The 18,494-nt window shown below is 41.9% G+C and carries 15 protein-coding genes; 6 read left to right on the plus strand and 9 right to left on the minus strand.

Annotation, left to right across the window (positions count from 1 at the left end):
• Window positions 1–60: 60 nt before the first annotated feature.
• Window positions 61–642, plus strand: coding sequence for a TetR/AcrR family transcriptional regulator (locus PR808_RS00235; RefSeq protein ID WP_206086018.1), 582 nt, complete (start codon window positions 61–63; stop codon window positions 640–642).
• Here the strand turns inward: PR808_RS00235 and PR808_RS00240 are convergent.
• Both PR808_RS00240 and PR808_RS00245 read right to left on the minus strand, forming a co-directional pair.
• Entirely contained in the window at window positions 639–1,400 is a 762-nt protein-coding gene (locus PR808_RS00240) for a DUF4184 family protein (protein WP_206086017.1), read from the minus strand. The genes PR808_RS00235 and PR808_RS00240 overlap by 4 nt on opposite strands.
• Before the next feature lie 120 nt (window positions 1,401–1,520).
• Window positions 1,521–2,546 (minus strand): threonine aldolase family protein, encoded by a 1,026-nt coding sequence (locus PR808_RS00245; protein WP_272538418.1) that lies wholly within the window; start codon window positions 2,544–2,546, stop codon window positions 1,521–1,523.
• A 501-nt stretch (window positions 2,547–3,047) separates the two neighbouring features.
• Between PR808_RS00245 and PR808_RS00250 the strand changes: the two genes are divergently transcribed.
• Window positions 3,048–3,212: a hypothetical protein gene (locus tag PR808_RS00250; RefSeq protein ID WP_272538419.1), complete on the plus strand. Its 165-nt coding sequence runs from the start codon at window positions 3,048–3,050 to the stop codon at window positions 3,210–3,212.
• On the opposite strand, the gene alkB is transcribed toward PR808_RS00250, so the two are convergent.
• The gene (alkB, locus tag PR808_RS00255) at window positions 3,181–3,816 is read right to left on the minus strand and encodes a DNA oxidative demethylase AlkB (protein WP_272538420.1); all 636 of its coding nucleotides are present in this window, start codon (window positions 3,814–3,816) and stop codon (window positions 3,181–3,183) included. The two genes, PR808_RS00250 and alkB, sit on opposite strands and share 32 nt — an antisense overlap.
• A gap of 60 nt (window positions 3,817–3,876) precedes the next feature.
• Window positions 3,877–4,734 carry an EamA family transporter gene (locus tag PR808_RS00260; protein WP_272538421.1) on the minus strand — a complete coding sequence of 286 codons (858 nt, stop codon included), beginning with the start codon at window positions 4,732–4,734 and terminating at the stop codon, window positions 3,877–3,879.
• Between the two features lie 84 nt (window positions 4,735–4,818).
• Between PR808_RS00260 and PR808_RS00265 the strand changes: the two genes are divergently transcribed.
• Complete coding sequence (locus PR808_RS00265; protein ID WP_272538514.1) at window positions 4,819–5,304, plus strand: MarR family winged helix-turn-helix transcriptional regulator; 486 nt, start codon at window positions 4,819–4,821, stop codon at window positions 5,302–5,304.
• A 3-nt stretch (window positions 5,305–5,307) separates the two neighbouring features.
• On the opposite strand, the gene PR808_RS00270 is transcribed toward PR808_RS00265, so the two are convergent.
• From PR808_RS00270 to PR808_RS00290, 5 genes are all read right to left on the minus strand, one after another.
• Window positions 5,308–7,365: an SWIM zinc finger family protein gene (locus PR808_RS00270; RefSeq protein ID WP_272538422.1), complete on the minus strand. Its 2,058-nt coding sequence runs from the start codon at window positions 7,363–7,365 to the stop codon at window positions 5,308–5,310.
• Window positions 7,362–8,516 (minus strand): VWA domain-containing protein, encoded by a 1,155-nt coding sequence (locus PR808_RS00275; protein WP_272538423.1) that lies wholly within the window; start codon window positions 8,514–8,516, stop codon window positions 7,362–7,364. Before PR808_RS00275 ends, PR808_RS00270 begins: the two co-directional genes overlap by 4 nt.
• 2 nt (window positions 8,517–8,518) lie before the next feature.
• Window positions 8,519–11,065, minus strand: coding sequence for a DUF5682 family protein (locus PR808_RS00280; RefSeq protein ID WP_272538515.1), 2,547 nt, complete (start codon window positions 11,063–11,065; stop codon window positions 8,519–8,521).
• A 69-nt stretch (window positions 11,066–11,134) separates the two neighbouring features.
• Window positions 11,135–12,244, minus strand: a complete 1,110-nt coding sequence (locus PR808_RS00285; protein ID WP_206086010.1) for an ATP-binding protein — start codon at window positions 12,242–12,244, stop codon at window positions 11,135–11,137.
• Window positions 12,245–12,267: 23 nt separating this feature from the next.
• Window positions 12,268–16,002, minus strand: a complete 3,735-nt coding sequence (locus PR808_RS00290; protein WP_272538424.1) for a DUF4132 domain-containing protein — start codon at window positions 16,000–16,002, stop codon at window positions 12,268–12,270.
• A gap of 389 nt (window positions 16,003–16,391) precedes the next feature.
• Between PR808_RS00290 and PR808_RS00295 the strand changes: the two genes are divergently transcribed.
• From PR808_RS00295 to PR808_RS00305, 3 genes are all read left to right on the plus strand, one after another.
• Window positions 16,392–16,781, plus strand: a complete 390-nt coding sequence (locus tag PR808_RS00295) for a RidA family protein (RefSeq protein WP_206086008.1) — start codon at window positions 16,392–16,394, stop codon at window positions 16,779–16,781.
• 26 nt (window positions 16,782–16,807) lie between these two features.
• Window positions 16,808–17,776 carry a threo-3-hydroxy-L-aspartate ammonia-lyase gene (locus PR808_RS00300; protein ID WP_206086007.1) on the plus strand — a complete coding sequence of 323 codons (969 nt, stop codon included), beginning with the start codon at window positions 16,808–16,810 and terminating at the stop codon, window positions 17,774–17,776.
• Window positions 17,777–17,854: 78 nt separating this feature from the next.
• On the plus strand, window positions 17,855–18,478 hold the full coding sequence (locus tag PR808_RS00305; protein ID WP_206086006.1) for a helix-turn-helix transcriptional regulator: 624 nt from the start codon (window positions 17,855–17,857) through the stop codon (window positions 18,476–18,478).
• Window positions 18,479–18,494 lie beyond the last annotated feature (16 nt).

Raw genomic sequence — 18,494 nt, forward strand, 5'->3', positions numbered from 1 at the left:
GATGATATAATCATACATAGTGTATGTAAATAACTATATTCAGTGTTTGTAAGAGGTTTTATGGCAAGAAGAACTCAAGCTCAAATGGAAGAGACCCGCGAGCTTTTATTAACCACGGCACGGGAACATTTTAGCCGTTTGGGGTTTGCCGCAACGTCCATGGATGAAATTGCAGCAAGCGTTGATTTAACGCGAGGTGCCCTTTATCATCATTTTGGCGATAAAAAAGGCTTATTTGCAGCTGTTGTCGAACAAATTGATAACCAAATGAATGGCCGATTACAAAAAATTTCTGCTGATTCCACTGACCTTTGGAATAACTTCCGCCTACGCTGTCATGCCTATTTAGAAATGGCGTTAGAAACTGACTATCAACAGATTATCTTACGAGATGCCAAATCCGTTATTGCTGAAGACATTGCAAAATCAAACCTTAAATGTACTGAGCAAGTCGACCTCTTGTTACAGGAATTAATGAGCAAGCAAATCATTGGCAATGTTAATACTCGCGCCCTTGCCTTTTTAATCAATGGTGGACTTGCCGAATCGGCTTATTGGATTTCTCAAGCCAATAGCCAAGAACGCCTACAGCAAAGCATTCATGCGATTGATAAAATGATTGATGGGTTACGAAAAAACTAATCGCTATCTACCCTGTTTTGTTGATATAAGACATTGAGCCTAAATGCAAAGATCAATACGATGATCAAAAACACAGGAACCGTTAGTGTTAACTCTAAATAAACAAAACGATTGAAATTAAAACCATTTGTCTTCGGCGTTAACCAATAGGCCAAAGGTAGCGTCGATATACATGCAAGGCCACCAAGCACGATTAATCGCTTTAGCTTTTTATTGTTTTCGATTTTAATTTCATGGGGCAGCGTACGATGAAATTGAAAGTATTGATAACATAAGTAGGCTAAGCCGCCCACCGAGCCAACGTGCTGTAATAATTTATAAAAAGCAATTTCTTGGCTGTCAGACATCGCAAATAATTTCATTTGCAAAAATGAAATTTCTCGGACAAATGCCCCAGATTCATGCGTAAAACTGTCCCAAACAATATGGGTTAATGCCCCTATATACAAGGAAATAACAAAAATTACCCCTTGTCGAACAGATGGTGCATTTATAGTGTGAATAATAAAAGGGCTTATTCTATTCAGTGCTGGTGCCATTTTTTGCGTTAAACAATAAACCAATATACATAGCGGTAACCCAGTATAAAACCACCCAATAGAGTCATGCGCCAGTGACGCAGCGTGGTACCACGTCAACGAATAGTATAAATCTGGGCTCAAGCTACCTAAAATAAGCGCAGGCAGACTTAACCAGCGAAAATATTTGGCCTGTTTAATGGGAAAAACCACCGCAGGATGGGAAAACGTCCAAGGCATACTCGCGACCAGAACAATTAAATAGATATCAGGATAGTGCCGTTTTAATTGTGAAAACGATATGCGAGAAATCGGAAAGATTTGCCCACAAATTCATGCGGGCAATATATCTAAGGAAAATTAGATTAACGAATTGAAAGTTTGTTTTAGCTTTTCAATATCTTGTGACGTTGTTGACCAAGAGGTACAAAAACGTAAGCACGTTGTATCTGCCGTTGGTTCACAAACTTTACTGACCACATAATGACTCAATACCTTGTCACTCAGCGAATTAGGTAAAATCACGAAGACTTGGTTTGATTCCACTGGCGCTAAAAAGCCGAATCCTTTTTCTGTAAAGAAATCGGCAAGCTGGTTTGCTGTATCATTAATGTGTTGGCCTAACTGGAAATAAAGGTCATCATTAAATAATGCTTCAAACTGCGCAGCTAATAACCAGCCTTTGGCTTGCAAGCCGCCTTTTTGCTTAATGCTATAGCGAAAATCGGTTTTTATTGCTGGGTTTAAAAGCACTAATATTTCCCCAGTCAGTGCGCCAATTTTTGTTCCACCAATATAGAAAACATCCGTTAGTTGTGCGATATCTTCAATGGTTAAGTCACTCACGGTGGACATCAAACCGGATGCTAAACGTGCGCCATCCATAAATAGCAATAGACCGTGGGCGTCACAGATTTCACGCAAAGCAACCAATTCGGCTTTGCGATACACCGTACCAATTTCAGTAGAGTTACTGATGTAAACTAATTTGGGTTGAACCGAATGTTCATCTGGATGCTCGGCCAGCACCTTTTTAATATGAACAGGCGTAAGCTTACCCGAAGGAGACTCTACCGTAATGACTTTATGCCCTGACGCTTCAATAGCCCCTGTTTCGTGAACATCAATATGGCCACCAACAACGGAAATAACGGCTTGATGTGGACGTAAAATATGAGAAATCGTCGTTAAATTGGTGATCGTCCCACCATTAAAGAAATGGATATCTGCATTCGGCTGGCCAATACGTTGTTTAATTTGATCTGCCACTTTCTTACATAGACCATCTGTACCATAACCTGTAAAACGTTTCCCTGCTAAATCATTCAATGCTTTCATCACTTCAGGATGTGCAATTTCATTATAATCATTTGTAAAGCTGTACATTAATTCACCTACCAATACCCTGTCATATAAATTCTTAGGCAATAGTTATATGGGTAACTAATTTATTATTCAAGGAAATTTTCCCTCACTAAATTGGATGCAATATAATCAAACTGCGGTTTGATTGTGCAAAAGGCAAATAGAAAGTTATTTAAGGTTTGTTTACTTCAAAAGCATTAGATTTGTTTCAACCACTCAATTAATTAATGCATAAAATGAATAATTCTATTCCTGATTTTGTTCAAATACGCTTTGATACTTATTCCACTGATATCAAAGCAAAACTTATCCAACTTCGAACATTAATTGTAGACGTTGCCCAGCAACACCCAAGCATAGTTGTATTAGAAGAAACCGTTAAAATGGTGGCAAGTTAGCTACCTGGCAACACACAGCCAATCAGGAACGACAGTACGCATTGATCAATTTAGTAAAAATGAAGTCGCATTATTTGTACATTGCCAGACCACATTAATTGACGAGTGCCGAGGGTTATTTCCAATGCTCAAATTTTCAGGCAACAGAGGAATTATCACTCCAATCAATGAACCAACCCCAGAAAATGATTTACGGATATGCATTGAACTCGCCCTGACGTATAAATTACGTAAACAAACTCAACGTAAAAAACGCGTTATTTTTGCGAACGGCGAAATGTCAGATTAAAGCGGTATGGCCCCAACAATGGGTGTTCACCCGCTTTGATGGTTCGAACACCATGGTAATTTAAACGCGACTTCCCTCCCCAAACCAGCACATCCCCATGTTCCAGTGTCAGCGCTATTTTAGGCGCTTCACGTATGGCTCCGCCAAAATCAAATATGCAGGGCAACCCTAATGAAAACGAAACAATCGGTTGTGAAAAATCCGCTTCATCTTTATCTTGATGAAGCGACATTTTAGCCCCAACTGCATAACGGTTAATCAAGCATGCATCGGGTTCAAACCCCAGAAAACCCGCTCTTTCTGCTGCGTCTTGTGCTAATTGACGAAAGATCCCAGGCATCGGCTGCCAGGGCTTATTAGTGACAGGGTCACTATTAATATAGCGATACCCTGTTTTGTCAGTCACCCAACCCCACTCACCACAGTTGCTCATCGCGACTGACATGCGATACCCACCTGGGGTTTCCATATTTCTTAATGGGGATAGCGAAAAAATATTATTTAATGATTGTAATAACACCTTACTGTTCCCCAGTAAGAAACCTTTTAGCAAGAAGGCATCAGGGGCTATCTCAATCATGTTTTCGTCATCAGAAAATAACATAAGCGCTTATCTCATTAATTTAACTAGGGTAATTTGCATAATACGCAATTAAATGCCACTTCACCGTACTTTACGTGCTTCTGCACGCTGACTCACCCAAACACTCCCTAAGATCACTATCATGCCAATAAATTGTAAAGTGCTCAGCTGCTGATCTAGGTAAAACCATCCTAAGACCACAGCACTAACAGGGCTAAGGAAACCTAAGGATGCGACTGAACTCGGCCCTAATAACGCCAATCCGCGGAACCATAACGCGTATGTTAACGCCCCACCAATTAAGGTTAAATAGCTAAGACCGACAATATTCACGGATGTTAATGCGGGTAATGCAGGCTCAAAGATCAAGGCAAAAGGTAATAAAATCAAACCACCTGCGGTTAATTGCCATGATGTAAAGGTCAATGCACTTACGGAAGGTTGCCAACGTCGACTTAATACAGTGCCAGCGGCCATTGAAAATGCCCCTGCCAACCCAGCCATCACCCCTACCCAATCTAAGGTAGCCGTTGGTGTTAACAGCAAAATCGCCACACCAACAATACCGCTGAGTGAGGCAATGACAGAAACACTTGATAAGCGGTTACTCAATAACCAGTGACTTAAAAATAACACAATTAACGGCTGCACAGCGCCAACGGTTGCAGCAACCCCGCCTGGCAGACGATAAGCCGCAATAAATAATAACCACCAAAACAGTGAGAAATTCAACGCCCCTAAAATGGCGACACGCAACCACCAAATCCCTGATGGCAACTGGCGCAAAAAGAGTATCAGTAATAATCCTGCGGGTAATGCACGCAAAACAGCCAACGTTAACGGCAAGCCCGAAGGTAGCATTTCGGTTGTAACGAGATAAGTGCTTCCCCACACAATGGGGGCTAACGCTGTTAAACCTAAAACAACATAGCGATTCATAGTATGACTCTCAATATTTATCTTGAGATCAAGATAATTTTTATTTACCTTGACGTCAAGATAAATAACGCCCATTATTTACCTATGGATAGAATCGATAAAATCACTGAACAATGGGAGCGTGAGCGCCCAGACCTTGATATTAGCCCAATGGGGTTAATTGGTCGGTTAGGCAATGTTGCCTATCATCTCACTCGTGAAATGGAAAAAGTCTTCGCTGAATTTGGCCTTAATCGGTCAAGTTTTGATGTGCTTGCAACTTTGCGGCGTTCTGGTGCGCCTTACACCCTGAGCCCAGGGGACATGCTAACTACGCTAATGGTCACGTCAGGAACTATGACAAATCGCATTGATCAACTGGAAAAAGCGGGGTTAGTCTCCCGCCACACTAACCCAGATGATGGCCGTGGCTTTTTAGTGTCACTGACTGAGGAAGGACTGAATCTGATTAATCAAGTCATTGAAGCTCACACGCAAAACCAAGCAAGGCTAGTCGCTAAATTAACGTTGGAAGAGCAACAAGCGCTCAACCAACTATTACGGACATTTCTTGGGACGTTTGAATCTTAAGTACTATTGTGTAAATTGAAACGGTAACGGCATTTGCAAGCGCTCAAATTTATCGCATAGGTACACTAATCGTAATACGTTTTCGGGGGGGATCTCCCCTGAAGCAGTTAACAATTTGACCTGGTTGGCTAACCATAACGTGCCCAAATCCTCAAGGACATGTATGACATAACCAATTTCAGCTTGTTGGGATGAAGAAAACTGCTGCCTTCCCGTACAAGCCTGGGTTTCCAGTATTGACAAAATTGGACGAATCAATTGGCTTGCGAGCGTTGTTTCAGGCACAAAAGTATTGCTCGTTTGCTGCTTTTTCTCCATATATTCCATTATCTTACTAAAAAAACCTGAACGTTGTTTTTTGCGAGGGATTGATTCAAAATCAAGGTAAAACAGTTCAATACCTTGCTCTTTCTTCAACCATAATGTTTTAGGCACTAACTGAATACCTTGTGAAGTATGATTGACCAGAGCACTCACGGCGGTAATAGGCCATTTTTCCTTGGTAATAAAGCGTAACTCTTCGATTTTATGGTTTTCATTCCCTTCCCAATTTAATCGCAAAAACGCCCTATTTTTTTCACTATCAGATATCGCCCACAAAATACATTGTTCAGTCTCATTCCAATATAACTGTTCATAATCAGCGAGGTGTAAGATAACGGGTTGATAAACATTTTCGCTGGATAAGTTTGAAAGAAATTCACTAGCCTCTTGCCAGTGGGTAAACCCCAACTCTCTTTGAAGCGTTTGGTAATCATCGTTTGCTAACAGCTTTTGGTTATTTTTTTCAGCAAAACTGTCACCACTGGCCGATAATTTACCTTCGTCCGAAAGCCGCGGATCATGTAATTTAAACGGTGTTCGCATCAAATTATCGGCAGTTTGCTTCCAAATGGATAACGTTTGCCAGAGGCTTGAACGGTTGAACATCGGGTCCAGATTATTTGCACGCCCTTGTGTACATTGAATGATTTTTTTCTCTTGGTTATCCCAAAAACTAAACGTCGCACCAATTGCGCCGTTTTGGGTTTGCCACCAATTCGCATCAATTGGCGTTAAATCAAGTACCGATATTTTGTCAGTGTATTGGCGGCGCTGCAAACCTTTAAGCACTGCAAGCTGTGTTGCATCTGCCGTTGAAAGTTGCTGCAAATAGGCAGCAATTTCGGCGATTAACCGCAAAACTTGCCCTTCATCCATCGTAAAGTGCTTACCTGCTAGCAGTTTCACCTGCTGGCTCAGCCTTTTCAAATAATTGGCTAACCGAGGTAAACCTTCCGCTTTCGCCGACATATTCAACAGATGCAATTGCGTGGCGCTACTTTGGCTAATGTGCGACAAACCTTGGCGCAACAAATCTTGGATAAATTGCCCAATGGTGGCGATAACGATTTTATCATCATCAGTTAATGACAGTGCAGTATCAGGCGCAGGGGCTAAATCATCAGGCCATTGCCAAACTACACCATTTTGCATCAACAGTTTAGCAATCACCGCAAGGTGAACCGCTTTTTTCTGTTTTTCGGGGACCGAGGAGATCATCCCCTGAAAACCACTGCCTTTCAGGTAAATGATTGGCTCATCATATTCGGCTAATATCACTCTTAACTGGTTGCATTGATCATCAAAAGTCAGCTCACGCCCTTGCCACTCAGCTAACAAGCGGATAGCTAAGCGGCAATCTGGCTTAGAAGCGAGTTTAATTAATGACATCGGTTCTAATACGAGTAATTCAGGCAATAATGGTTCTGGCTCACTAAGCATCCCCTTATCTTCAATACCCTGAATATTTTCATCTGGCACATTATTCTGAACCCAAAGAACTGCGGCCAAAATATGCTTACAACAACCTGATGCACTGCAATTACAGGTCGCTTTTTGTACACCTTGTGCATCTAACTTCACCGCTTGCCCATCACTGTCAAACTGCCCAGCAACCAGATCACTAGGATTAACCTTTTGGTTCTCTAAATCTTTGCGCGCTCTGCGTAATAACCCCACGTTTGCAAACACCGCTAACGCATCGTCATCATATTGGTAATAAATGGTTTGCCAACTCATTGCATCACCTCCGCCAGCCACTGAGCAAAGTGCTCAGGGGTTAATGCCGCGACATGCATGCCTCTATCAGCCAATTTTTGGGCAATTTCAGGATCATAAACAGGCAATGCATCGTCATCTAACGCGGCTAAGCCTAAAAGTTTCACTTGCTGACCGTGTAGGCGTTGTGTGCAGTTAAGTAGATGATTTAGTGCCCCGCCTTCCTCAAAGTCGCTTATCAAACTGATAACCGTACGTTTAGGGTTACGGATCAAACTTTCACAGTACTGCATCGCTTTGGCAATATCGGTTCCACCGCCCAATTGTACCGTCATTAAAACCTCAACAGGGTCATGGGCTAAATGGCTTAAATCAACAACTTGCGTATCAAAAACCACGAGTGAAACCCTGACTGTTGGCAATGCGGCTAAAATACTGGCACAGACTGCCGCATACATAATTGAACTGGCCATCGAACCACTTTGGTCAACACACAAAATTACATCCCACGGCAAGTGCTGCTGTTGACGCGAGTTGAAATACGGGGTTTTGATGACTAACCGTTGGTTTTGCCGATCATAATTTTTTAAATTTGCAGCAATAGTCGCACGCCAATCGAAATTACGGCTATTTGGAATTAACGAACGGCGAAAACGGTTCCTCCGCCCAGTTAATGCTTGGCGGAACTGATTACGCATTTGGCTGAGAATATCATCCACGACTTTGCGAATGATATTTTTCACTGCATCACGCGTATCTTCGTTCATTTTTCCCCGTAAACTCATTAGCGTTTTTGCTAATGCCTTCGTGGGTTCCATGGCATTCAATGCGTCAGGGTTTTTAAGTAAGCTACTGATTTCATAACGCTCAAGCGCCTGTGATTGCATGCGCTCAAACGTACTATTTGGGAATAACTTCCGCGCTTGGTTTAACCAATTCACTGCGGTAAGTTGCGATGCATCTAAAGAACCGTGACGACCACCTTCTTGTCGCAGTCCACGCCGTTGATATTCACGGCGATATAAAAAATCCAATGAGCGCTCGATTTTTAACTCTTCCGCACTGAATGCCGCTTGCCCCAGCGCGTTATCCGCATATTGGCCTAATACTAAACGCCAGCGTTTAGCAAGTTGCAGTTGTTCTGGCGTCAATGGCATCTCTTTTTTGCTCATCGTTATTTCGCCTCCGACGTGTGAGTGAACCAACGTTGTAGACCAAGCTCAACAAGCTGATTTTGTAGTCGTTGTTCTAATTGCAACGCTTGCAGCATTTGTTTCTCATTAAATTCTGTTTGGTGCAGCGTCAAATCTTGTGCTTCGATTGATAAGTTTTGCGCGATATGCTGTGCCATTTGTGCATTTTGTTTTGGCGTCAGTTGGCTAAATGCAAAGCGCAAATCTGGCAGCACCTGAATAAATCGACTTTCATCCCATTTACTGAGTAAATCATTCAAAGAGTCGATTAAGAGTGGAATACGTAAAATTAATTCAGGGGCAGCGCGCATTACGCCAATAAAATAGCCAATAGCGATTTCTGGGTCACTTCCTGCACTAAACGCACTTTGGATCTCGTTAACTAATGTCTCTTCATCGGTTTTTGCACCCAAATAACGCAGAGCATCCACGGCCCCTTTTAATAAAGGGACATGGTTTAATTGGTCTTTACAGCGAGCCAACTGGTGATAAAAATCGTGATAATAATCGTGATTTTTATTAATTTCAGGCATAAATGCCACCAGTTCGCGGCATGAAAGTAGCGCATTAAAATACATTTCTTGCTGCTGCTCATCCCCTTGAGTAATTTGCTCAAAGCAATAAAAAACTTGCTGCAATAAAGCATCCAAACGAGCTTCAATCGTAAAATTCTCTTCGATATCAAAGAACTGTCTTCCTCGCCATAAATGTACTAACTTATGGCCACAAGCTACTAATGATTCGAATTTTGTATCTTGCTGAATATAACTATCTAACAATGAAAATAGTGTAGGAATGCGTTGATGTAAGCCAATGATCGCCGCTTGCATTAATAATGTCACAGCACTCTGGCTTGAACGACTGACCCCTTGTTGCTCAAGGTTTTTTTCCATTTCAAATAAACGATTCAATGCGATCGTTTTAAGCTGAGTCCCTTTTTCTGATAATGCAATTAACTCGCCTTCCACATTTGGCGTCCAGGCATATTGCCACTCTTCAAATAACACATCCATTTGGTTTCCTGACATAAAATTTGGGCCAGAAAGGTGTTTTGCAAAATGAATATCTAAAAAAGCCAATAAATGTAAAAAGCGACTACGTAGGCGATGTTGTTTATTACGATACACATCTAACCGACTGATTTTGCTTAATGTGTCATCAAGCTTAAAGCGAAACCCCTTTGCCATCTCATAGGTTTGTGCCACCAACGGCGGCGTTGTTGTGCCTTTGGGGATTTGGCCTAGGCGAAAACCTGAAAAGCAGGTTTTAATTTCATGCCAAAGTTCATCTTGGCTCTCATCAAGGCTGCCTTTAATAAATGCACTTTGTAGTCCATCCAATAAATCATAGCGCCCTGTCCCTGCATGCCCACGAAAGGCCGCTAAGCGAATGCTTTGTTCCGCGGCCAGTTTTACTGATAAAAAACCAGGAGCCGCATCAAATTGCTTTTCGCGCAAAATAGTCGCCACCTTTGCCAGATACGCGATCCCCAATTTATTCCGATACACCTGAGTTGGGCGAACTCGGCCATTTTCACGCTCTTGGCGCTGTTGCAATAGTGTTTCCCATACTTTTTGGTAAAACGCGGGGGATGGCATACCTGATGCATAACCGTTTAGTGCATCAAGCTTATCGTCACTATAACGTATTAACCATGCACTCTCGTTTTCAGCGGTTTTTTGTTGTTTTACAAACTGCTTTTGAGCTATCGCCGTGAGTGCAAATTGTTGAGTTGCCCGTTCAGCTAAACCTTCAATTAACGCGAGGGTATGAAATCCGCCAGTCACGATAACAATTTTGGCGTTTGGCTGCTTCGTTTTAATGCTTTGAATATGAGCTTGCATATGGGATTCACGCTGTGTAGAGCCTTCAGATTCAAGGACTTCAGGCTCATAATCTAAACGAGCTAACCCACACCAGATGAAACTGTCTTTAAAAAATGCAGACCAATCAGTGAGCTGCTCAAAAGTACGTAATTCAAATAGTTGTTCCCAAAGCTCATCATGGTCACGGCAACCACTTTTTTTTGCTAGCTGTGCAATAAATAAGCTATGTGCTAAATAACGCTCTTTTTGCAGGCTTTGACTTTGCCCTTCATCAGTTTCATCAATATTAACCTGCGCAGCCCAAGGTAAATCAATAAACTGTAATTGTGCTTTATATCGTGAGCCTTGCTTAAGTGCTTGCCATTCTGGGGAATATTCGCAAAATGGGAAATAAGCCGACCGAGTGACAGCGTCACTTCCATCCTTTAATGCGCCTGCTTTAATTTCCGTTTGCACCATAATAGCGACGGGCGGTTGTGTATCTTGATGCAGCAACCCTGAAATCAACCCATTAAAACTATCAGGTCCTTCAATCAGTACATAATCAGGGTTAATCTGCTCAATCAATGAGGCCGTGCTGTAAGCACAAGCTGGACTGTGATGGCGAACGGGAGCAAAATAAATCTTTTCTGATTCAAGCTGTTGCCAGCTCATCAATGCTTGTTCGAGTCGTTCGGGTAAAGGTATGGAAGGCAAACTCACCGTAATATTCCCTGATTGATAAATATGGGCGAAGCCAAAGACCTCGCCATGCATTACACGTTAACAATCCTATTGCCAAAACTGACGGGAAGCTTCAAAGAATGCTTTCCATTCGGGGCTCTGTTTGGCTCTTTCTCGTGCGACATTATCAATGTAATAACGCATCCGCTTGATATCATCTGCATTATCTTTGAGTACAACCCCAATTAGCTGACGAGCGACTGCACCAGCACTTAACGTTCCGTCTCCCAAATAATGGGCTTCTAACGCACACGCATAAGCGATATTCACCGCTTCTGCTGTCGACATCACCGCATCTGGGGTTTTGATATTGCCGCCATCCTTGGTATTGCCTGAACGTAGCTCTTGGAAAGTGGTGACTAATAATTCAATCACATTCGCAGGCACAGTCACCAAGCCATTTAGCTCGCCTAGTTCGCTGGTAAGCTGTTTATTAATTAGCTCAATTTCAAACGCAGGGTCTTGAATCGGCCTCACCGTTTCGAAGTTAAAGCGACGTTTTAATGCCGATGACATTTCATGCACGCCACGGTCACGTAAGTTGGCTGTACCAATTAAATTAAAGCCTTGCTTAGCACTGATCCTCGCATTGTCTTTCATTTCGGGGATCATCATCTGTTTTTCAGACATTAAGCTGACCAATACATCTTGTATTTCTGGTGGGCAGCGGGTGATCTCTTCAAAACGCACAATTTTTCCTTCCAGCATGCCTTGATAAAGTGGCGAGCTAACCAACGCTTTTTCCGTAGGCCCTTCTGCCAATAGCAACGCATAGTTCCATGAGTATTTAATGTGATCTTCGGTTGTTCCAGCTGTTCCCTGAATAGTTAAGCCCGAATCACCGCTGATTGCTGCAGCTAATAATTCGGATAACATGGATTTTGCTGTTCCTGGTTCTCCGACTAACATCAGACCCTGTTTACCTAACAAGGTCACTATTGCGCGGTCAACTAAAGCATCATCCCCAAAAAACTTCGGCGTAATACCCAGAGCTTCATCACCTAAAATAAACTGCCTAACCGCGCGTGGTGAACGTAGCCAACCTTGTGGTTTTGGGTTATGGCTATCGGCTTGTGTGAGTTTTTCCAGTTCATCAGCAAAACGAATTTCTGCGCTTTCACGCAGAACATGCCCTTTTATTGTTTCTTTGTTACTCATCGAGTTATCCTATTAAACCCTAATTACCAAGGTGTTTTCTTTTCCCACTCAGGGTCAAATCCTGCACAGGCGTCAGCCACTTTTAAGTAATCCGCATAGCTTTCAGCTAATAAAATTGGCGGGATATCTTTTAACTCTATGTAACTGCGATTCCATGAGCTTTGTTGCCCACTTTCAAAGCTTAAGGAGTACAAGACCGCAGGAATATTTTCTTCTGGTACATAGCTTCCACTAAACTCAATGTAGACATAGAAACCTAGGCTAGCATAGTGTTTCGAGTAATGCATAAAGCTACCGCCATCCTCCGCTTGGCCACGCTGATACCCCATTTTGGTGAGCACACCACGTAACGTATAGGTATCTGTCAGCCAACCTTTGCGATCTTCGATTTCAGTGAGTGCGAGGTCTAATTCAGGGATTTTGTGTTCCATTTGCGAGAACAAAAATTTCACTTTGTAATCTTTAAAATGGACCAACCAACCTTTTCTTTCATCTTCCGAAATCAACGCAGCATGAGCCAGTTTAATTGATGACCCTGCGCTTAACTCGATTTCATCATCCTCAAGGTTAAGCAGACTACCATCATCTGAAGGACGGAATACATTGATAACCTTATCGTTATCTATTTCCATCCAGACAAGCCTTTCAATCAAACCGCGCATAATCGGATGAGCTTGGATATATTCTTGCCAGTCTTGTGTGGTCCACAAACGTTCCGCACACATTGCTTCGTATAAGCGTGCAGTTTGTAGATCAATAACTTGCTTAAGTTCCTTTTTACTGGAACTCAGTAATTTTTTCGATTCTTTAATCAGCTCTTCATTATCCGTTTTACGGGCGGCTGGTAATGCTTTGATCTCTTTGCCTTCAGGGTTAAACAACACCAATTTTTGTTGGGGATCTAGTTTTGCAGTAAAAGTACGCTCGCCATACTCAAGGGCAAGTACCCCTGTTTCATCCATTCCTGCTGTTGGAATAGTCCGGTCGGCAAGTTCATCGGCACTCCAGCCATTACGCTCCGCTATTTGAGCCACTAAACCACGTGCTTTTTCTTGTACAGAAGCGGTACGATAACGGCGTGAAAGTGAGAGTAATAATTGAATAATGAGCGGGTCATTGCTGGTTGCTACCGCATCAATCATGGCTTCAATCTGTGCGCGACGCTGATAATGATCACGCATATAATTACGTAACGCGGTGACTGCAATGTGCCCTTCAATACCACAAATGAGCGCTAGCATGCCTTTATCGGTAATCGCTGACCCTAAGTAACGGCGAAGCACTTCATTCTTAATGTCATTAATACACTGCTCAAGGGTGTAATTTTCATACTGACTGTAATACTCTGGCCAACGTTTTACCCAATCTTGGTAGTTGGTTAAACGCTGTGGTGCATCTCGTTCTGCTTCTGCCATTGCCATTTCTAGCGATGGGCCTGCGGTATCTTGAGCAATAAAGCTATTGAGCATAAAGCTTCCAAGCTTACGCTGGCTATCCACTGATAACAAACTGATATAACGCTGTAATAAACCATTACCTGCTGGCATTTTTAATTTCACAGCTAAAATAACCCACCAGCGAATAATTTCCCCATCGACAGGTTTATTATTTAGCCAAGTCAGTGCAGGTAAAGAGTCTAAATTAAACCAAGACATGCTTGCTGGCGCTTTACCCTTAAGCCCTTTTTGTGCTTCGGCTAATAGGACTTTTGGTGATAAATAACTGGAAATGTCTTCCCCAAATTGTTCCAACGCCGTTAATAGTGCAGCACGCACAATTTCACGTTTTTCTTTTTTCAATAATGCATATAGAGGTTTTAAAGAATCAGGGTGTTTAAGGCGCGCTAGCCACTCAATGGCAGTCACACGAATTTCTTGTTTACCTGAGTCTAAACCTTCTGCTGCATTAACATGAATATTCGGCAATGTTTCGAGTAATTTTTGCGCACTTAAACGATGCGTTTTATTCTCTCCTAACGCGAGTTCCATAATACGTGGAATAAAGCGAGCAGGAATAGTTGGTAACATCGCTAATACTTCTATACCACTTGAAGCATCATATTCTTGGTAGTAGCGTTGTTTTGCTTGCTGCGGAATTAACCCTAATGCTTCGGCGATAAAATCAGGGTATTGCGTAAAGAACGGCCAAACTTGCTGCGGTTGATTAAACAGTTTTAAGCCATCATTGTATGAACGCAAACAGAAATCTGCAATTAGACGGTGAGCCTGTTGATAATGGCAATGAGCTAATACCTGTTCTAATTGACGTAATTCAATTTGGCCAATAATACGTGGTGGAACTTCACGGGTCAGGTAATAATGAGAAAAATGATCCATTCCCGTGCGGTTATGACTAATCAGACGTAATGCATGAAATAACGTAAACTCTGGGAGATTATTAATACGCTCTTTGAATTTCACCACATTGTATTCATGGTTAGTAATCACCTCTTTGCCTGAGTTCAACTTATCAATAATTTTTGCGCAGGTTTTCGCATCCAGTTTTTGGAATTCTTTATAATGACGCTGTGCCCAGTTGTACGTGTGCTTTTGCTTTTTATTCTCTTCAATTTCATTCTCTGCATTTTCTTTGGCTTTTTGCAGCATCTCATTGAAGTTATTGATTAAGATATCTTTTGCACTCTCTGGTAGTGGGGTATCTTCAAGTTCAACAAGCGCTGGCAGCGCAGTTTCCTCAATTTCACTGGCGCTATCCATCACCGAAAAACGTGAAATGGCACTTTCAATACTTTTCAATACCGTTTTGTTGGTTTCCGTTTGCAATGCAGCTTCGAGAACTTCTCTATCCTTACCAATTCGGGCAAATAAATCCGCGGCTTGCGTACGCTGCTTTGGTGTTCCTTCTGTTAGCACTTTGGTCAAATATAGTTTGACTGATTCATCAGGTAGAATAGACAGTGTAGGCTCTGCGGCACTGCGTACGGTTTTTAATGAACTGGTTGCAAATGTCACTAAACAATCTGCAAACACCGAATATAGTGCTTTATCTTTTTTCAGGACATTGATTAGCTGCACTTGCCCTGCGGCAGACAAATTACCAATCAATGTCTGCTTAATAAAACCTTGCTGTGCAATTAAATATTCTTTAAAGCCTGGGAGAACAAATAACCGGTTTAAGTTCTCATAGTGGTAATCCGACAAATGTTGTCTATCGAAGATAATATACAACACTGAGTTAGCGGGCTTATCTGTTTCTTTGCTAATCATCTCAGACAACAATTCCACATTCCAATGCTTACGGTGATCTAATTTTTCATCACGAGAATTGTCGAAGGTTTTGGAAAATGCATCGCCGACTAAATAACTTACCCATGACGGTAATTCGGATGTCAGCACTTTAATATTAATATCTTGGCAGGCAGCGGCTAATACTTTGGCAAATCGCGCAACTTGCTCTGCACTCACACCATCGCCGACTTTGGAATACAGTTTATGGCGGGCATTACTCCCTTGACGGATCACTTTATTATATTGGCCCGTATTAAAATTATTACCTCCCCACCACCAATCCACAGTGCCTGGTTTGTCTAATAAAATAACGGCTTTTTCGGTATCCAGTTGGCTTAATTTTACCAAGACTTCTGGCGATGTTCCTTCCAGTACATATTCAACCACCATTTTGGGCAAAGAATCATCCAAGACGGATAACGGTAAAACCGCTTCTTGAACATATTGTTCAGCCACTTTACTGCTTTTTTTCCCAAAAATAGAAAGTATATCAAACGTAAACTTCGCCATGTCGTATCCCTAAAAGTTTTTATATAACAACTTCTTACCATTTTATTTTTCTCGTCACAATTTGATTATTCTTAATCACTTTTATTTAAGATAACTCCCTTTCATTGTGAACGATTTTTAATTTTACTCATTCTAATCTTTGCAATTTCTTTCACTAAAAAATTCGCTTTTATTGAATAAATGAGTGGCGAATTACCAAGCAAGAATATTCATGATCAACACCACAGCTAACAATCCGCAAAAACCTTAACTGCAAACTGTTCTGCATTTTTTCTCATATTAGTATCAAGCATTGATGTTTTTTTCTTCAAAAACAGATTGACTGTACATATAATACAATATTAGACTAAAAGTCTAACATGTGCTTTTTTGTCAAGTTCGAGGTTGCTATGAGCCAGTCAATTCAATATATCAATGCCCCTACTCTGCTCCCGCCACGAGGCCACTATTCCCATTGTGTGGGCGCTAATGGGTTTATGTTTATTTCGGGTCAATTACCCGTCGATGTTTCAGGGCAAGCAATCACTGATACCCCCTTTAACGTTCAGGCTAAATTAGTATTAAAAAATCTTGACGCTTGCTTGTCAGCCGCCAATATAACAAAAGCAAATTTAGTCCAAGTGCGTGTTTATATAGCTGATATGAATGATTGGCAGGAATTTAATCAAATTTATGCAGCGTGGATAGGTGACTTTCGCCCTGCTCGCGCTGTTGCAGGTGTTTCTGAACTTCACTTTAACGCAGCGCTCGAAATTGAAGCAACTGCGGTTTTAGGCTAATTCAAAAAATTTCAACGAGGCATAAAATGACGGGTTTAACTTTACCAACTTATCGAGATGTTGAAGCAGCAGCTAAGCGCATCGCGGGGTTTGCACACAAAACCCCTGTACTCACCTCAACAACCGCCAATAAAGAATTTGGTGGTGAGCTATTTTTTAAATGCGAAAATTTCCAACGGATGGGGGCATTTAAATTTCGTGGCGCATTCAATGCACTTGCCCAATTTACACCAGAGCAGAAAAAAGCGGGGGTAATTGCCTTTTCATCCGGTAACCACGCACAAGGTATCGCCCTTGCAGCCCAATTACTGAATATACCAGCAACAATTCTCATGCCAAACGACGCACCTGCTGTTAAAGTTGCGGCAACCCAAGGTTATGGCGCCAATGTTGTGCATTTCGATAGGTACACGCAAGACCGCGAAGCATTATGCAAGCAACTCGCAGAACAACAGGGTTTAACCATCATTCCACCTTATGACCACCCCCATATTATTGCAGGACAAGGCACATCCGCTATGGAACTGTTCCAAGAGGTGGGTGAATTGGAAGCCTTATTTGTTTGCTTAGGTGGTGGCGGCTTGCTATCTGGCTGTGCACTTGCTGCTCGCCAATTATCCCCTAACTGTCAAGTTTATGGTGTCGAGCCGTTAGCGGGTAACGATGCACAGCAATCTTTCCGCCAAGGTAAAATTGTCCATATCGATACACCAAAAACCATCGCTGATGGCGCGCAGACCCAACATTTGGGGCAGTATACATTTGAAATTATTAAAAATAATGTCGATGATATTTTTACTGTTACCGATGAGCAACTTATTGACAGAATGAAATTTTATGCAGAGCGCCTGAAAGTGGTTGTTGAACCAACGGGTTGTCTATCCTATGCTGCTGCATTAGCGCAGAAAGACCAATTCCAAGGTAAACGAGTCGGTATTATTGTCAGTGGTGGTAATGTCGATATCAATCGCTTTGCTGAATTAGTTTCACAGTAACTCTCCACCCTTTATCTATTAGCGAGATAAAAAATGGGTTAAAATTAATAAATTAACGCTTTTAGATAAGGGGGTTTTATGTCTAGCACCAAGGAAAATACATTATTGGCGCAAATCGAAACAATCGCCAAAGGGCTGAGCGAAACTTTTGCACCATTTTGTGAGGTTGTCGTTCATGACCTAAAAAACCCCGAACATTCAATTTTATCGATTCATAATAATTTGTCTGGTCGTCAAGTAGGCGAGCCTACCACAGAACTCGGCTTAGCACGCATTGAATCTGCTGATTTTCCTAATATTGTCGCCAATTATACCAATCAATTTTCCGATGGACGCCCCGTTAAAAGCACATCCATTGGTATCAAAAATGAGAATGGTGAATATGTTGCTGCTTTGTGCCTAAATTTAGATATGACGTTATTTCGGGGGATGCAAAGTGTATTGTCGCAATTTATTGAAGTTGGAAATAGCCCAATCAAAGAACATATTGAGCCCAATGGATCAGAAGCTATTCGTCATCGAATCGATCAATATGCCGCGACACTTGCCGCAACACCGCGGACATTAAAAGCGGAAGAACGAAAAAACCTCATAGAAATTTTACGTAGCGAAGGCTTGCTTGACGTCAAAAAATCCATGGAAACAGTTGCACAGCATCTTGGTGTTTCACGTGCTTCTGTTTATTTGTATGCTAAAAAATAGACTTGTTTATTATTAA

Origin of the sequence: Providencia sp. PROV197 (assembly GCF_028479625.1) — a bacterium.
GTDB lineage: Bacteria > Pseudomonadota > Gammaproteobacteria > Enterobacterales > Enterobacteriaceae > Providencia > Providencia vermicola.